Origin of the sequence: Almyronema sp. (genome assembly GCF_052168255.1) — a bacterium.
GTDB lineage: Bacteria > Cyanobacteriota > Cyanobacteriia > Phormidesmidales > Phormidesmidaceae > Sphaerothrix > Sphaerothrix epifaneia.
In genome coordinates this window covers 1-16481 of record NZ_JBQLZL010000016.1, presented here as the reverse complement: position 1 = coordinate 16481, position 16481 = coordinate 1, and the positions used below count along the sequence as shown (strand labels likewise).

The window sequence follows — 16481 nt, the reverse complement described above, 5'->3', positions numbered from 1 at the left end:
GCTTTTCTCCTATCTTTAGCTATATCAGCAGCAGCGAGACTAAACATTGGGTGCCTACCGAGACAGCAGCCTAGGGCAGATCATGGCATCGTTCAGGCAAGTTCGGTTATCTACCAGGATTTTGATCGTGAGGTAACCAGCGATCGCGTCAAGATTCGTCATCATAGAAGAGTACAAACTTTCTATTTTTAGATCCTGCTGGCTGCGTCTCAGTTTCTTTACCCCAGAAGCTTCTATGAATTTCAACATTCAAGCGCCGTTTGAGCCAAAGGGCGATCAGCCAAAGGCGATCGCTCAGTTGTCCCAATACCTCAGCCAAGGTCACCGCTACCAAACCTTGCTAGGTGCAACGGGTACTGGCAAAACCCACACATTGGCGCGGGTAATTGACAAAATCGGCAAGCCCACGCTGCTACTGGCTCACAACAAAACCCTGGCAGCCCAGCTCTGCAACGAGCTACGAGAATTTTTCCCCGACAATGCCGTAGAGTATTTCATCAGCTATTACGACTACTATCAGCCAGAAGCTTATATCCCCGTTACCGATACCTACATCGCCAAAACCGCTTCCATCAACGAAGAAATTGACATGCTGCGGCACTCGGCCACGCGATCGCTGTTTGAGCGCAAAGACGTGATCGTTGTCGCCTCCATTAGCTGCATCTATGGATTGGGTATTCCCTCTGAATATCTCAAAGCCTCCATTCCGCTGCGTGTCGGCATGGAGGTTAACCAGCGGCAGGTACTACGCGACCTGGCCTCAATTCAATACGATCGCAACGACCTAGATTTAGGACGTGGTCGCTTTCGAGTCAAAGGCGATGTGCTAGAAATTGGCCCCGCCTACGAAGACCGGGTAATTCGAGTTGAGTTTTTTGGCGACGAGATTGACGCTATCCGCTATATTGACCCGATTACGGGTACGACCATCCAAAGCATGGAAGCGCTAAATATTTATCCAGCGCGGCACTTCGTCACCCCGGATGAAAAGCTAGAGCAGGCTTGCCACAACATTGAAGCCGAGTTAGAAACCCGCTTAGAAGAACTCGAAACCGAAGGCAAACTGCTTGAAGCCCAGCGGCTAGAACAGCGCACCCGCTATGACTTAGAAATGCTGAAGGAAGTAGGCTACTGCAACGGCGTCGAAAACTATGCGCGTCACCTAGCGGGGCGAGAACCCGGTTCTCCGCCGGAGTGCTTGCTAGATTATTTTCCCCAAGACTGGCTACTGGCTATTGACGAATCGCACGTTACCATTCCACAAATTCATGGCATGTACAATGGCGATCGCTCGCGCAAGCTAGTGCTTATTGATCATGGCTTTCGCCTACCGAGCGCCGCCGATAACCGCCCTCTCAAGGCGGAAGAATTTTGGCAAAAGGTGAACCAGTGCATTTTTGTTTCGGCGACACCGGGCGTGTGGGAGCTAGCCCAATCGGGCGGCCAGATTGACACCATCGCCAAAGGTAAAGACGAGAAAAAAACCTATGTAAACGGCACAGGGCGCGTAGTTGAGCAAGTCATTCGGCCAACGGGGGTTGTTGATCCAGAAATTTTTGTCCGCCCAACCGACGGGCAAGTCGATGACCTGCTAGGTGAGATTAAAGAGCGCGTGCTGCGCCAAGAACGAACGTTGGTTACCACCTTAACCAAGCGCATGGCCGAAGATCTCACTGAATACCTTGACGAACACGGCGTCCGAGTGCGCTATTTGCACTCTGAGATTCACTCCATTGAGCGAATTGAGATTTTACAAGATCTGCGTGAAGGCAATTTTGACGTTTTGGTTGGCGTAAACCTGCTGCGAGAAGGGCTAGACTTACCGGAGGTTTCGCTAGTAGCCATCTTAGATGCCGACAAAGAAGGCTTTTTGCGGGCAGAGCGATCGCTGATTCAAACCATTGGTCGGGCGGCTCGTCACGTCCAGGGGCAAGCCATTCTCTATGCTGATAACCTAACAGACAGCATGGCTAAAGCGATCGATGAAACTGAACGTCGCCGCGCTATTCAAATTGCCTACAACCAAGAACATGGCATTACACCCAAACCGATTATTCGCCGCAAACAAAATGCCATTCTTGCTTTTCTAGAAGTTTCTCGTAAGCTCAACGCCCAAGAACTAGATCAGGTTTATGAACAAAGCGACGAACTACCGCTTGAAGACATTCCTGAACTGATCGGCCAGTTAGAAAAACAAATGAAAGAAGCAGCCAAAAACCTGGAGTTTGAAGAAGCCGCTAAATACCGCGATCGCATTAAAAACCTGCGGGACAAGTTAATTGGTAAACGCTAATTTCACCAGCCCCAAACCTGACCCATCAATAGACCAAAGACGCTTGATAAATCAGCCATCATTCGCTTGACAAAAACGTTAAGCTACACGAACTGAGTTTTTGGTCAGTCAAATTCTAAAGTTCTGATGAAGTTTGAGCAACTTTTTCAAGACTTATAGTGAAATCAGCTCTGTGAGGTGATCTGAAATCATTGTTGGGGATTTCCCTCAAGGAGCCATATTGATGGACTTTAATGTAGTTCTCACCAATACGATTGATGTCGTAGTGGCTTTGGGCCTCAAAATTTTGGGGGCCATTGTTTTTTGGTTTGTAGGCCGCTGGCTAATTGGCTTAGCCATGAATCTACTCACCCAAGCTTTTCGTCGCAGTGGTGTAGAAGAAACGCTCCTGGTCTACTTAAAAGCGACGTTGGGCGTTTTGCTCAATGTTGTCTTAATTGTGGCAATTTTGGGCTTTTTTGGCATCGAAACGACTTCTTTTGCAGCGCTGCTGGCGGCGGCTGGTATTGCGATTGGAGCCGCTTGGAGTGGATTGCTGGCTCACTTCGCCGCAGGTGCTTTTCTCATTATTTTCCACCCCTTCAAAGTGGGCGACTTTGTCACGGCAGGGGGGGTAACGGGTACCGTGAAAGAGATTGGCTTATTTGTTACGACTATCGACACAATGGACAATGTACAAACCATTGTGGGCAACAATGTGTTGTTTTCAGACACGATTCAAAACTTTTCCGCCAATCCTTTCCGTCGGGTTGACCTCGTCGCTCAGCTCAACCATGATGTGAACCACAAACATGCGATCGCTTTGTTTAAAGAGCGCGTCAGTCAAATTCCCAACGTACTGGTAGAACCCGCTCCAGACGTAGAAATATTAGAGTTCACGCCGATGGGGCCTGTGTTAGCGGTACGGCCTTATTGCCACAACAATCACTACTGGCAAGTTTATTTTGATACTAACCGCGTTATTCGGGAAACAGCGGCTGAGGCAAATTTCTCCGTTCCTGAACAGCATTTTGCCGTGTCTCAAAAGGCTGCTTAAAGCGTTATTGGCTATAAAAAAACCAGAGAAATTAAACGTTTTTATCTTTGATTTTTCTGCTGAAAGTAACAAAAACAAGTGAGCGCACCCTAGTCGTCCTGTTGGCTCTGATCAGCACCCATTTATAGCTAAAAGCAGCCAGCAGAGCTATAGCAGTAGCACCCCTGTTAAGCTGCTTTAGTGGCTGCAAGCCGCTGACAGAAAAGCTTTGCTGCTGCCCTTACCCTTTGGCTAGAGTGACTACAACTGTAGGCTATGAAAATAAAAACAGTGAAGGATTCTGACTATCTGTTTGTTGGGTCAGAATCCTTCTTCTTTATTTGAGGTTGATAGCCCTTTCTACGGGATGGGCATGCTTAACTCAGGAGAATGACTTTAACCCCCAGCTTGTTAGCACACCCTCATGCTGCTGTGACTGCTGGGGTTTTTCGTATTTAAACGTTTGGCGGCAAGATTGACTTTTTCAAAATGCCGTGAACCCCCCAGTTGCCATCAACGACCTGGGTAATGCCAAAGTCAGCCGCTACAGACATCAGCGTAATCGCCTCATCTTCACTCATCCCTTGAGTGGTCATTAAGAAATGGCGCATTTTGCGAAAAGCATCGCGCATAGCTTTATCGACTGAAGACTGGCCATAAATATCTTGCTGGGCTGACTCACCCAGTTCTTCTAGATAATTGGCATAGCTAAAGCCGTGGACAACGTATTCGTCGTCGGTTTCAAGGAGAGGATAGTAGAGATCTTCGAGAACGGTACCGCTCAACTCCGACTGCTTGTGCACCGTTACTTTAATCGTCCCCGTAAGCGAAGTTTCAATGGCGGTACCTGCCAGTTCCGAGTCGCCCTGGGCTGCGTGGGGATCTCCTAGCGACAGCAAAGCGCCTTCTACGGCTACCGGGTAGTACATTGTGGCACCTTCACCAATTCGCCAGTTATCAATATTGCCGCCAAAATAGCTCGGCGGAATCGAATCGACAATATCGGTTTCGGCAGGGGCCAGCCCAATGACGCCAAAGTGAGGCCGAACCGGAATTTGCACACCTTCCAAAACCTCAAAATTTTCGTCAACGGTACTGTGGTCAACGGGGACGCCCGGATAGTCAATCACTTCATGAACAACGCCATAAGGATCGCTTTGGGGTACCCAGCGATAGCTATAGAGAGCCGTGGCATAATCTTCAGACTCTGTCGCGTCTAGTTCGTAGATGGTGATAACTTCGCGAGGTTTAGGCTCTTCAATCAGGTCATTGTAGTGGAAGCCCCACCAGGCAGCGGCATTGCTGCCAAAAGTCCGGCCAGAATAGTCAGGGTTGCCGCTAGGACGCGGTTTAACATCTAAAATTTGGACTTCTAAAACATCACCCGGTTCAGCGCCATTGATATAGATGGGGCCAGTGAGAATATGCACGCCAGCCCCTTCGCCAGCGCCTTTGGTATAGACTGCTGGATCAATAGAACCCGCCCCCCGGCGATCGACCGCTTTAAAGTCTGCTGTCCATGCGTAGACGCTTTCAGCCCCAGCATCGCCCGCTACCATACGAGCCGCATCGTCGTTAGCATGGTGAGTCAGCGTTTCTACGGTAATGGTATCGCCAGAGTTAACGGTGAGTTTAGGCGCGATCGCCTGACTAAAATAGCCCCAGTGAACGGTATCTGCATTGGCGGGTAGGTAGTGCGTTTGGGATTCTTGAGCGCCGACACGCCCTAGCCAACCCCCACTGGCACTGAGTATCCCTAGCAAAGCCACCATCCCCACACTCAAAAGCCCATACTGCCATCGTCGCAGCATCATCTATCTCCTCACACACGATTGAACACATTCGAAATGTGGTTATCGTATGGGAACCTGAGGCTAGACTTTGTAGCTTTTCAGACGATGTGGGGTGGATTTGTGCTGAGACACCTAACGATGCGCTTGCAGGTCACGACGCCGTTTGGACGCATCAAGGGTATCGTCAGTGCCGACGGTTTCCGGAATTGGCTGTAAAATGACAGCTTCATACGGAATAACCCCCGTACCTTCACTCCCCAAGCAGCGAGCCGCCGCTCTTGACAGGTCAATCGATCGCTGGCCAATATACGGGCCACGATCATTAATGCGAACTACAACGCTGCGATCGTTCAAGCGGTTGGTAATTTTTAGGCGGGTGCCAAAAGGCAGCGTTTTGTGGGCAGCAGTGAGCGCCTCTTGGTTAAAGATTTCTCCAGTAGCCGTTTGGCGACCGTGAAAATAAGGGCCATACCAAGAAGCAGTACCGTAGAAGCGCTCTTGGCTTTCGGTTAGGCCATAAAAGAGGGCTTGAATTGAACCTAAATCTAGCGGTTCACCCCCTAAAGCTAGGCGCAACTGATCGATCCACTTAATCGTTACCCACTGCTGCTGCCGCTCAGACTGGCTGCTGGTTAAGTTGCTGGCCACAAACAGAATTTCGTTGCCCACTTGAGCGGCTGGAACGCCTTGTACCTGGGTCAGTTTTAACAACTCTGCCCGCAAAACCTGTTCTTGCAGTAGGCGGCGTAGCTTGTTAGCTAACTGATGGGCAAAGGCTTTGTCCCGGAGGGTGCCAATTAAGCGACCTTTCACCCAAACCTGTTGGCTGGCCTGCGGTTCGGTGCCGCTGTCGCTGACGGGTTGCCAATCAGAACACTGCTTAAGCAATGCTAGCTGCTGTACCTTAGCCTGGGGCTGGCTAGTTTCGGCGGCTGACTTGGCCGCAGCTTGAATTACCTGAATATCCGCCACTGAAGACCAGCGCTGAAAGCTCGACGCTTTGACGCTTGAAATTTGGCTCAGCATGTCAGCCAGCAAAATATCACCCTCAGCCGCCGGATCCGGATTGAGCGGCAAGTCGCTGTCGGTAGCAAATAGGGCATTGCGATTTTCGACTAAGGCTGAAAGCTCTGGCTCAAGGCCAAGTTCGCCACCATGAAGCAGCTTAGCGCGAACCACTAGCTGCTCAACCCCTTGAAACCAAGCCTGCACAGGCGGCGAATAGTCTTCGCCTCGGCTTAAGAAAGTCGAAAAGTTACCGGATGAAGGGGAATCTGCTTGTACAACGTAACTGGAAGCGGCAGAAGACTTTTGAGAAAATGCTTTAGAGCTACCGAGTAAGCTTCCGTGTGGCGTGTAGGAGCTATAGGCGGCTGCAGGACGGAGTGCAGAATCGCTAGGGCTAAGATGTTGCCCTACAAGGGTCAGAATATGACCGATAGAGGTGGGAATAAAAGGACGCTGAGGGGCTTCCTTGTTGGGCGGTTGTGTCAACTGTTGCGGAGTGAAAAAACTCCCCAGCAGAGACGCTAACCAAACAAATCCTAAAAAACTCATTGCTATTATTTGAAGTTCGATCTCACTCAGGACTGTTTAAACAACTCACTTTTGTAATCTGTGATGCAGAATCAGAGATTAGCTAGTGTATCAACTTTATGTCAGCTTGGGATCGGTGCCACTAGACGGGGGCTGCCTAGCCAATTTAGACTTTATCGGTCTTTTAGCGTTTGCTTTGTGAGTATAAAGTGTTGACTAGTGTGACTTAAAACACAGACCAACAGATCTCCCTGATGATAGACATTGAGTTTAGCGGTTGGGGTCAGCCAATTTACGTAACTTAGTAATTGACCAGTCAAGCGTCTCTTACAAAACTTAAGGAAAACCTGCGATCGCATCTACAGCAGCTTAGCCACCCCCGCGATCCGTTTTTAGCCACAGCTCACTATCAGTTGGCGCGGCAGTATGTACAGCAGCAGCTATCCCAGTGGGGCAAGGTTGAAGCGCAGCGGTTTACAGTCCGCCGTCAGCTCCATGTCAACTGGCTATTGCCTTTATCGCCTGCGGCTCAAAAACCAGTAGCGCTACCGATTTTAGCGGGTGCCCACTATGATACGGTCGTGGGTTCGCCAGGGGCAGACGACAATGCTTCGGGAGTAGCGGTGTTGCTAGAGCTAGCCCGTTTGTGGTCTGAGCAGCCAGGGCGATCGCCGTTGATCTTAGTCGCCTTTGATTTAGAAGAATACGGGCTAGCTGGTAGCCGATTTTGCGTGGAGCAGTTGCAAAAAGCCAACCAGCGCTTACGGCTGATGCTCTCGCTAGAAATGCTGGGCTACTACGACGATCGCCCCGGTTCTCAGCACTACCCGCCAGGATTGAAATACTTTTTTCCTCAGAGCGGTAACTTTGTGGGGCTAATTGGCAACTGGCGATCGCTGCCGCACCTCATTCACCTGTCTAAACACCTTTCGCAGGCGGGGATGCCCGCCCCGTGGCTACCCGCAGGGCAGCGAGGAAAGCTAGTCCCCGATACCCGCCGCAGCGACCACGCGCCTTTTTGGGACGCAGGCTACCGGGCTATTTTAGTGACCGATACGGCAAATTTGCGCAATCCCCATTATCACCAACCGAGCGATCGCTTAGAAACGCTGGATTTAGACCGCCTCACGCAGGTCTGCTGGGGGCTGTTTCAAGGCATTCGCTTGCTTTGAAAATTTTTACTACGCACAGGTATTAATTTTATTTAGTTTCTTTGACTTTTACAGAGAGAAGTACGGTTTCGTACTGAATTCTTGCAAACGGCTAAACTACTATCGCGAGTAGTTGTTATTTAGTTACGGCTATTAATGTGTTGAGCCGATGTTTGGGCTTACAGAGTTTCGCCCAAACCTAGACCGCTTCCTGAAAAACGTCATGCGTCCCCTTAAACCAGCAGTGAAGTAACGCATAATTACTTGGCTTATGAGTAACGATTTTGCCGATTTAAAGGGTGTTCGGGTAATGGCAGTAGACAGCGATCCAGATTCGCTGTATTTACTAAAAGTCATTTTTGAACAATGTGGTTGTACGGACGTAACAACTGCCACAACCGCTCAAGAAGCGCTGCACCTGCTCAAAAAATCGCAACCACATATTTTGATCAGTGAACTCCGCCTTGCAGATGCCAATGGCTACTCGCTAGTACGCCAGATCAAACAGCAAAAGTCTATTCCTGCCATTGCCCTCACGGCTTCTGTATGGCAACGCGATCGCGATCGCGCCATAGCCGCAGGCTTTTGTCAGCATTTGCCCAAACCGTTCGATTACGACGAGTTAATTTCTATTGTTGTAGCGTTAGTTGGCAAGACTGCTTAATTTTTTTTACTCAGCCCATACGGTAGAGCCATTGTCAGCTTAACCGATAATCTAAAAGCATTACTCGATTTAGCTGCCCCAACTACTACTTCTGATATCTGCATGGAAAACTCTAGCAGCAGAAACGGATTGGCTCATCGCAATCGACTGCTATCGGTCATGTCACCCCAGCTTTATCAAAAGCTAAAACCACATTTGACGGAGATTTATTTAGAACAAGGGACTATCTTGCATCGGCCTACCAATATTATTGAATATTTGTACTTTCCAATTGATTGTCTCTTGTCGATTACGATCACAACTGAAAGTGGTAATACGGCAGAAACGGGGCTTGTGGGTAATCGTGACTTGCTAGGCATCAACGCTTTTATGGGAAGTGCAGAAACAACTCAAACAGAATACATTGTCCAGATTTCGGGTCAGGCGATTCGGGCTGATGCGCCGCCGCTTTTGGCAGAGTTTGACACTAACAAAGAAATGCGAGATATCGTGCTGCGCTACACCCAAGCGCTGATTGCTCAGATTTCTCAAACCACGGCTTGCAATCGTTTACACGTTTTAGAGCAACGCCTAGCCCGGTGGCTTTTAGAGTCGAGCGAGCGAATAGAAAAAGACGAATTGTATTTAACCCAAGGCTTTATTGCCGATATGTTAGGGGTGCGGCGAGCCGGGGTAACGCAATCCGCTCAGGCTCTACAAAGGCAAGGGTTGATTCAGTATCGCAATGGCTATGTCAAAATTGTAGATCGATCGGGTTTAGAATCGGCTGCTTGCGAATGTTTTAGGGTTGTTATAGACGAATACGATCGTTTATTGGGAGTTCATGACTATTGAAAATGAATGCTTGCTGAAACCTGTTGATTCGTTAAAGCATTGTTTTTGAATTAAAAATTATCTGGCGATAAACTGTCTTTAACGCTTTAAGTTTTAGAGGGTAATTTTTAGGTGATTTTAGAGCCGAAAAGTAAGATAGAGAATGAGTGATTTGCAGACAAATCAAAAGATGCAAAAGCCCGAAATTTTGCTTGTAGAAATGGATGACGAAACTCGGCCATTGCTACGACAAAACTTGATGATAGCTGGCTTTGAAGTCATCATTTCACTAGACGAAGCCGATGCGATCGCGCGGATGCAAAACCAAACAAAATATCCTGACCTAATTTTGCTCAACCAGGTGGGGGATTCTATTGAAAACTTTCTCAAAATGGGGTTACGCCTGCGATCGCAGCTAGCGTTTCCAGCGCAAACGCCGATCGTGGTGATTGCCGATCGCTTTGAAGAAGCGTTATCAGGTCAAAATCAGCAAGTAGGGGCTAATGAATATGTCACCTATCCGGCAGACGCCCAGCAGCTAATGGATTTGCTCCACCAGCTTTGTGATTAGCGGCTGATCGGGCTACCGCCCTATCACCCATACGTTCCGCAACGGTCGAAGCAAACTTTTGCTGAAAGTTATCACAACAACTTGACTTGTTTTGCCAAATCCGATAGCGTTTTGAGCTATAGCTGTTTACCCGCAGCTGGTTTTGTCCCAAAAATTTGGTCAGCGGTACCGGGAATTGCGCCAACAACGCCCGATACCTTACCCCCACGACTGAAATCACCAGTCTCGGAGGCTAGAGTTATTTTAGCCGTCCCGACTTGTCTTACTGTCTGGGCGGCCAAATTTTTGGGATTCCATCCACACCTTTTTGGAGGAATCCCTCATGTTTTTGGCTTATACGGCTTCGCCCATCCCTAGCGGTGGGGCGAACAGCCCCCTTTGGCTAACGCCCCCGGCTGCACCCGGCGATCGCGAACCGCTGCGTCATCTGTTGCTGGGTTCTGCCGCCCGCGTGCAGCAAACCATTCACCTGCTGCATGTGCTCAACTACACAGAGCAGTTTCGCTGGAGCCGACAGATTGTGGTGCCGGAAAGCGGCCTTTTGCTCACCCCGGCTCAAGGCGAAGTGATGAGCTATTTGATTCGCTAAAACTGCCGATAGGTGCAAAAAATCCCCTCAAATGAGGGGATTTGCCCAAGCTAGCGTTAACCAACTCGATAATGTGACTGAGGAGGCTATTCAACCGCTTCTAGTTCATCTTCTCGCAGGTGAACTTTGAAGTTTTTCTTAGACGCTTCAACCGGAAATTCCACACAAATTGGAAAATTAGGGCTAATTTTTCTCCCCTGCCAGTCATCTAAAACTTGCACGACCGTACCTTCTAATCCTTTGGCATCGAAGGGCTGGTTGCGATGGAGGGGATGGTTATAAAACGTTATTGAGCTTTTAACGCGAACGCGATCGCCGACTTTCATAAGCGTATTGAATACTGACCTTCGAACCGCCTCTACAGCGCTAGTAGACTGATGGGCTTGCAACCTTATTATCTTTGCACAGGATTGCCCCATCCTAGCTTTAGGAATCATGAATCCTATGGGCAAATCACTCTAACGTTTCGACCGGACTCGGTGCCGTCTCTGGGGTCAACTGCCGACCGGAGCGATCGAGCCACCACCACAGCAAGCCCCCCGCCACAGCCAGCAACAGCACAATTAGCAACGCCATGAACCAGGTTTTTTGAGCTGAGGTTTCGGTTGGCACGGTTTGTAAATCGGGGATGACATCGCTTTGATCGTCTTCGCCATAGAGCAAAACTTTTGAAGCTTCGGTCATTTCGTAAGTGAGCGTATCTTGCAAGGTTGCCAGCCGTCCGGTGGGGTCTGTTACAGCAGAATCTGCCCCCAAATCGCAGCGCATCAGCACCACGGCTGTATTGTCGTGGCCGTTTTTTTGGTTAGCCAGTTCTAGCCAAGACTCTGCCGCAGCTTCTAGCGAAACAATATCTTTAACAATTAGGCCAATATAGTTAGCCCAAGAGTCTTCTACCCGCTGGCGATCGCTCAAACCATCGGTACACAGTAGCAACACGCCGCTTTCTTCAATTACAAACCGCTGAATATGAGGATGCAGCAGATTAGATTCACGGGTGCCAATCGCCTGCGTCAGGGCTGCTGCATTTTCTTGCTGAGAGGCGGTGACATACAAGCTACGAGCCGCCTGCACTTCTCGATTCGCCAAGTCATCATCTATGGTGAGCAGATGGCAATACTCTGGCGTAATCCAGTAGGCGCGGCTATCGCCCACATGAATAATATAAAGTTCGTTGGTTGCTTTCCAGCCTGTGGGGGTGCGGATGCGCTGAGGCAGTTGTAACGCCATCACCAGCGTGGTGCCCATGCGTTGGCGATCGGCGCGTCCCTGGCTGTCGTTTTGGCTAGCAATCAGGTTGTTGATAACGCGAATACCCGCCTCAAGCTGCTCGGCTACCAAATCGGGCGTTAAAATATCGTCTTGCTCTAGGGTTTCTCGCAAAAAAGCCTGTAGCTGTAGCTGTAGCGATCGCACGACAATCTGGCTAGCCACCTCTCCCCCTTCGTGGCCGCCAATGCCGTCGCAAACAATAGCGATGTTAGGCACAGGTGTTTGTCCCGAGCGCGATCGCTTGGCGTTGCTCAGATCGGGGTAGCAAGCATCTTCGTTGCGAGCCTGACTGGGGCCAGCGCTGGTCAACCCTGTGGTTTGCAGTTGCAGCGCAGCGGTAGCGGTCAAACTCAGCAGCAAACGGTTGAGCTGAACGGTAATGTCTGCTGCCACCACCTCTCTGGCGCGGAGTTGTTCAATCAGGCTGCGCAACCCCTCCACCAAAGGCGGACGCGCCCCTGCAATTAACCCTTGCCAAGCCGCCGCCAGGTCAGCCAGCGTTGGCGTCGGTACGGTCAAAAATTGCCGAATGCGAACGCGCCAACCTTCCGTTCGCACTTCTTCGTCTAGAGACAGCAAACTAGCCGCCACCCCTAACTCCGACAGCGGTTGCCAAAGCTGCCAGATCTGCCAGAGCCAGTAAACCTGTCGTTGCGGCGGCGTCAGCGGCCAAACCGTCTTTAGCGATGGGTACAGTTGCCCACCTCGATTAATTGGCGCATTGTCGAGCAAAAAGAGAGGACAGTCGGCGGTGGACGAGAGAATGTCATAAACGCCCGGAACATGCAGCCGATAAGGATGCGCCTTGAGATAGGGCAGCGCCAGATCGGGCAGTTCCGTTGGCGCTTGGGGAATGATCGCTGGCGTCAAGTCAAGCCATATACCCGGCGCTACCACCCGATAGCGATCGCTAAAGGTTTCACCCACAGCGATCGTATCTACCTCTGCTCCTACAGCCCAGAGATAGCGTTTTTTTGGTGTAGAGGGTAGCTCAGAAGGGGTCATAGGCTGAGAGGCGAGGGTCGGGTACCCTTACAACAAGTTAACCAAAGGCTTCACGACTTGGATGAAGAGGCTAGATTAATCCTAGAGGATTTTTGCAAAGAGGCTGTTGCAGTGAGGCGTGAAAATCTGCGGAATCGACATTGAATCTTTTGAATCACTTATTGAGAGAAATCGATTAAACCATGAGCCTTGCCTTGTTCTGGGTTTTAATAGGGGCAGCTCTCTGCTTAATGGAGCTGCTTTTGCCCACAGATTTTTTAGAGTCCGCTTTGGGAATTAGCGCTTTTCTAACAGCACTTTTGACTCCGGTTGTACCACAGTTTGAATTTCAGGTAGGACTGTGGATGGTTTTTTCGCTGGTGTTTCTCTTTCTGTTAAAGCGGCTTGTCCCCAAAAATACCCCCCGAATTTTGATGGACTCGACTGAAGCCCGCACCCTTACCTCTATTCCGCCGGGGCAAGCAGGCAGAGTTCTCTATGAGGGCAACTCCTGGCAAGCTCGTTGTGAAGACAGTCGGTTAGCGATCGCGGCAGATCAGCCCGTTTTAGTAGTTGGTCGCAATGGCAATACGCTGCTGGTTTTGCCAGAAAGCGAACTGCATTAATTAGGAATTTAAACTATGAATCCGTTTACGTTTTTGATTGTCTTAATTTTTGGTGGCTCTATTGCCGCTAGCTCCGTCAAAATCATCAACCAAAGTGACGAAGCCCTCGTCGAAACGCTGGGTAAGTACAACGGCAAAAAACTTTCTCCCGGCATGAATTTTTTGGTGCCGTTTGTAGACAAAATCGTTTACCGCCAGACGATTCGAGAGCGGGTTCTAGATGTCCCCCCGCAACAGTGTATTACCCGCGACAACGTATCGATCAGCGTTGATGCCGTCGTTTACTGGCGGATCGTTGATATTGAAAAGGCTTACTACAAGGTTGAAAATCTACAATCGGCAATGGTCAACCTCGTCCTCACTCAAATTCGCTCTGAGATGGGTAAGCTCGAACTCGACGAAACCTTTACCGCCCGTTCTGAAATCAACGAAATTTTGCTGCGAGAGCTAGATATCTCTACCGATCCTTGGGGTGTTAAGGTTACTCGCGTTGAGCTACGCGACATTGTGCCCTCTAAAGCCGTACAAGACTCCATGGAGCTACAAATGGCGGCAGAACGACGCAAGCGGGCGGCTGTTCTCACTTCTGAAGGCGAACGCGAAGCGGCTGTTAACTCGGCTAGAGGTCGGGCTGAAGCCGATGTACTGGCTGCTGAAGCGCGGCAAAAAGCGGCGATTTTAGACGCAGAAGCCGACCAAAAAGCGATCGTGCTGCGGGCGCAAGCTTACCGCCAAGAAGAAGTTCTCAAAGCCCAGGCCACCTCAGAAGCAATTGGAGTCATTGCTCGCACGCTCAAGAGCGATCCGGGGGCACGGGACGCGCTTCAGTTTTTGCTAGCGCAAAGCTACATTGAAACCAGCGAAGAAATTGGCACCAGCGGCAGCAGCAAGGTGATGTTTATGGATCCGCGCAGCATTCCGGCGACGCTGGAAGGGATGCGGGCGATTGTAGGCCACACGGATGGGCTTGCAGGCGATCGCGTAGGGTCTTAACCGTTTTTCTGGGACGGTTGCCCCACCCTGTTTCTAGAATATGGTGCGGATTTGTGGGGGCGGCCTATTGACCGCCCCCGACTGTTTGGGGCATAGCTTAGGATTAGCTATCGTCACCCTAGCGACCTTGAATGGCTAAAAATAGTTAAAAGCCGCTGACAGAAAAGCTTTCCTGCCGCCCTTAGCGGATAGAAAATGCCTATACCCAGAACGGTTCTGATTCTTCGCTAAAGGCAATCGGCAAGACGGCCTCCAAATTTTCGGGGGGGTTAGGCACAATATAGTGCGTAGTCACCTCAGCAAAGCCAGGGCAAGCATTGGCAGCAGTAATGCCTGCTTCTACCGCTCGCTTGACCTCTGAGAGGGGGCCGCGCACTGAGACAAACTGACGGCCACTTTCAGAGCGATCTTGCACCACAATGGTGACCCGGCCTGCTTTCACCATTGCATCTGCGGCGGCTAAAATGGCCGGAAAGGTTTGGGTTTCAATCACGCCCACTGCAATCGGCATACCCTTTGACTCCTAAGCTCTAGCCCCTAACTATACCTTGATCGAACTGGGTTCGGCGATCGCTGCAATAATTCGTTCGCACCCAGAATCAGGCCGCGCCCAGTCACAGCGACAGTCTTTGGGGTCGCCCCAGCACAGGCTCAAATACAGTTCGGTGCGGGTGGCGTCAATTTCGGCCCATTCGGTTGAATGAATCAGCCGTTCTACGTGCGCTAGGGTGGTCGGTTGCGGCGGACGTCCCGCCAGCCAAAGCCGCATTTCACCTAACGACTCGCGCCAAAAGGCAATGACTGCGGCTTTAGCAGCTATGAGTGTCTGTCGATCTTGGGCGATCGCCGTGAGCTGGGGATGCAACTCCGGAAAGCGAATTGAACGCCCCTGAAAGCGACAGGTATGCCAGACCAACCCCGAAACCTCATGTTCTCGTTGGTATTGGTGTACCTGTTCTCTAAAATCTTGAATAGCAAAGACCTTGCTGAGTTTTTCGGAACCCAGCGCTTTGGCCACCACCGAGTTGTTGAGGCGATCGCTGGAAGACAGCAGCACCCGTTCGCCTCTCCAGGCTGCCCGAAGTTCTTGATCGAGAATTTCCAGCAGTTGCTCGGTTGTATAGCTCATCGAGTTGTTCTGGTGAGCAAGGTGCCTTTATTCTATCAGGGGATTCGGGGGTAAGGGGGTTTTATGCCCCTCTAGCGATACGTGCTCAAACGGTCAGTCAACAATTGGTAAAACCTGGCGGCGTCAATGGTTTGTAATACCGTGGCATTGGCAGCCTGCGCCACCCCCGGCAGAAAGTCTACGACACTGCGACCCAGCGTCAACTGGCTCTGAGTTTCGATCGCCACGGCAGCAGCTTGGCCTGTAAACAAATCAGCGTTGAGCAAATAGGCAATCACGCAGGGGTCGTGCAACGGCGCACCGGGCAAACCATGATTGAGCGCATCCGCCACGCCATAGTAGGTAAGCAAATCAGCCGCCGCTTGGCAGACGGGGCAGGCGATCGCCCGAATTTCGGCTAGCCGTTCTGGCGTGGTCAATGCCTGATGAGTAACGTCTAAGCTAATCAAAGTCAGCTTTGCCCCTGACTCAAATACCACTTTGGCCGCATGCGGATCAACATAAAAGTTGAACTCAGCCGAGGGGGTGACGTTGCCTTGGGTAACAGCCCCTCCCATAATCACCAATTCTTTGAGGTTTACCAAAATTTGGGGTTGCTGAATCAGCGCCACGGCGATGTTAGTCAATGGCCCTAACGCCGCTACGGTAATCGGCTGCTGAGCCTGGGTGAGCTGCTCAATTAAAAAGTTAACGGCGTGTTGCGATCGCAGGGGCAAGGTCGGTTCTGGCAAATCTGCCCCCTCTAGCCCCGTACTGCCATGCACATGCTCTGCCGTTACCAAAGGTCGCATCAGCGGTCGCGGACAGCCAGCATACACCCCTATTTCTGTCCGTCCAGCGAGCTGACAAATTTTGCGGGCGTTTTTCTCGGTTAGGGCTAGCGGCACGTTGCCCGCAACGGTGGTGATGCCGAGCAGGTTGAATTCGGGGGAAGCGAGGGCAAGGAGAAGGGCGATCGCATCATCCACACCCGGATCACAGTCAATAATTAAAGGCAGAGCAGGCATGCTGTTATCGGCTCATACTCTCCCAAATATAGCGGTACCAATCCG

16 protein-coding genes are annotated in these 16481 nt (G+C 50.6%); 9 read left to right on the top strand and 7 right to left on the bottom strand.

Annotated features, from left to right (window positions below; translation table 11 throughout):
• Nucleotides 1-235: 235 nt before the first annotated feature.
• Both uvrB and ACTS3T_RS02725 read left to right on the top strand, forming a co-directional pair.
• The gene (uvrB, locus tag ACTS3T_RS02730; protein ID WP_377967419.1) at nucleotides 236-2293 is read left to right on the top strand and encodes an excinuclease ABC subunit UvrB; all 2058 of its coding nucleotides are present in this window, start codon (nucleotides 236-238) and stop codon (nucleotides 2291-2293) included.
• A 223-nt stretch (nucleotides 2294-2516) separates the two neighbouring features.
• Complete coding sequence (locus ACTS3T_RS02725) at nucleotides 2517-3329, top strand: mechanosensitive ion channel family protein (RefSeq protein ID WP_377967421.1); 813 nt, start codon at nucleotides 2517-2519, stop codon at nucleotides 3327-3329.
• Nucleotides 3330-3763: 434 nt separating this feature from the next.
• On the opposite strand, the gene ACTS3T_RS02720 is transcribed toward ACTS3T_RS02725, so the two are convergent.
• On the bottom strand, nucleotides 3764-5122 hold the full coding sequence (locus ACTS3T_RS02720) for an acetamidase/formamidase family protein (protein WP_377967423.1): 1359 nt from the start codon (nucleotides 5120-5122) through the stop codon (nucleotides 3764-3766).
• Between the two features lie 111 nt (nucleotides 5123-5233).
• Nucleotides 5234-6658: a septal ring lytic transglycosylase RlpA family protein gene (locus tag ACTS3T_RS02715; protein ID WP_377967425.1), complete on the bottom strand. Its 1425-nt coding sequence runs from the start codon at nucleotides 6656-6658 to the stop codon at nucleotides 5234-5236.
• A gap of 287 nt (nucleotides 6659-6945) precedes the next feature.
• Here ACTS3T_RS02715 and ACTS3T_RS02710 point away from each other — a divergent pair, with 287 nt between their 5' ends.
• The 5 genes from ACTS3T_RS02710 to ACTS3T_RS02690 all read left to right on the top strand — a co-directional run bounded on the left by ACTS3T_RS02710 (nucleotide 6946) and on the right by ACTS3T_RS02690 (nucleotide 10425).
• Nucleotides 6946-7809 (top strand): M28 family peptidase, encoded by an 864-nt coding sequence (locus ACTS3T_RS02710; RefSeq protein ID WP_377967426.1) that lies wholly within the window; start codon nucleotides 6946-6948, stop codon nucleotides 7807-7809.
• A gap of 250 nt (nucleotides 7810-8059) precedes the next feature.
• Nucleotides 8060-8452: a response regulator gene (locus ACTS3T_RS02705; RefSeq protein WP_377967428.1), complete on the top strand. Its 393-nt coding sequence runs from the start codon at nucleotides 8060-8062 to the stop codon at nucleotides 8450-8452.
• Between the two features lie 129 nt (nucleotides 8453-8581).
• On the top strand, nucleotides 8582-9286 hold the full coding sequence (locus ACTS3T_RS02700; protein WP_377967430.1) for a Crp/Fnr family transcriptional regulator: 705 nt from the start codon (nucleotides 8582-8584) through the stop codon (nucleotides 9284-9286).
• A 169-nt stretch (nucleotides 9287-9455) separates the two neighbouring features.
• Nucleotides 9456-9836: a response regulator transcription factor gene (locus ACTS3T_RS02695; protein ID WP_377967432.1), complete on the top strand. Its 381-nt coding sequence runs from the start codon at nucleotides 9456-9458 to the stop codon at nucleotides 9834-9836.
• A 322-nt stretch (nucleotides 9837-10158) separates the two neighbouring features.
• Entirely contained in the window at nucleotides 10159-10425 is a 267-nt protein-coding gene (locus tag ACTS3T_RS02690; RefSeq protein WP_377967434.1) for a hypothetical protein, read from the top strand.
• Nucleotides 10426-10511: 86 nt separating this feature from the next.
• Here ACTS3T_RS02690 and ACTS3T_RS02685 read toward each other — a convergent pair whose 3' ends face one another.
• Both ACTS3T_RS02685 and ACTS3T_RS02680 read right to left on the bottom strand, forming a co-directional pair.
• Entirely contained in the window at nucleotides 10512-10751 is a 240-nt protein-coding gene (locus ACTS3T_RS02685; RefSeq protein ID WP_377967436.1) for a ferredoxin-thioredoxin reductase variable chain, read from the bottom strand.
• 127 nt (nucleotides 10752-10878) lie between these two features.
• The gene (locus tag ACTS3T_RS02680) at nucleotides 10879-12702 is read right to left on the bottom strand and encodes a PP2C family protein-serine/threonine phosphatase (protein ID WP_377967438.1); all 1824 of its coding nucleotides are present in this window, start codon (nucleotides 12700-12702) and stop codon (nucleotides 10879-10881) included.
• A gap of 242 nt (nucleotides 12703-12944) precedes the next feature.
• Here ACTS3T_RS02680 and ACTS3T_RS02675 point away from each other — a divergent pair, with 242 nt between their 5' ends.
• Nucleotides 12945-13307, top strand: a complete 363-nt coding sequence (locus ACTS3T_RS02675; RefSeq protein WP_377967440.1) for an NfeD family protein — start codon at nucleotides 12945-12947, stop codon at nucleotides 13305-13307.
• Nucleotides 13308-13322: 15 nt separating this feature from the next.
• Nucleotides 13323-14300 carry an SPFH domain-containing protein gene (locus tag ACTS3T_RS02670; protein ID WP_377967442.1) on the top strand — a complete coding sequence of 326 codons (978 nt, stop codon included), beginning with the start codon at nucleotides 13323-13325 and terminating at the stop codon, nucleotides 14298-14300.
• 199 nt (nucleotides 14301-14499) lie between these two features.
• On the opposite strand, the gene ACTS3T_RS02665 is transcribed toward ACTS3T_RS02670, so the two are convergent.
• From ACTS3T_RS02665 to ACTS3T_RS02655, 3 genes are all read right to left on the bottom strand, one after another.
• Nucleotides 14500-14811 (bottom strand): carbon dioxide-concentrating mechanism protein CcmK, encoded by a 312-nt coding sequence (locus ACTS3T_RS02665; RefSeq protein WP_377967444.1) that lies wholly within the window; start codon nucleotides 14809-14811, stop codon nucleotides 14500-14502.
• Between the two features lie 30 nt (nucleotides 14812-14841).
• A complete protein-coding gene (locus ACTS3T_RS02660; RefSeq protein ID WP_377967446.1) occupies nucleotides 14842-15429 on the bottom strand; it encodes a hypothetical protein in 588 nt (195 codons plus the stop codon).
• Between the two features lie 71 nt (nucleotides 15430-15500).
• Nucleotides 15501-16436, bottom strand: a complete 936-nt coding sequence (locus ACTS3T_RS02655; protein WP_377967448.1) for a nucleoside hydrolase — start codon at nucleotides 16434-16436, stop codon at nucleotides 15501-15503.
• Nucleotides 16437-16481 lie beyond the last annotated feature (45 nt).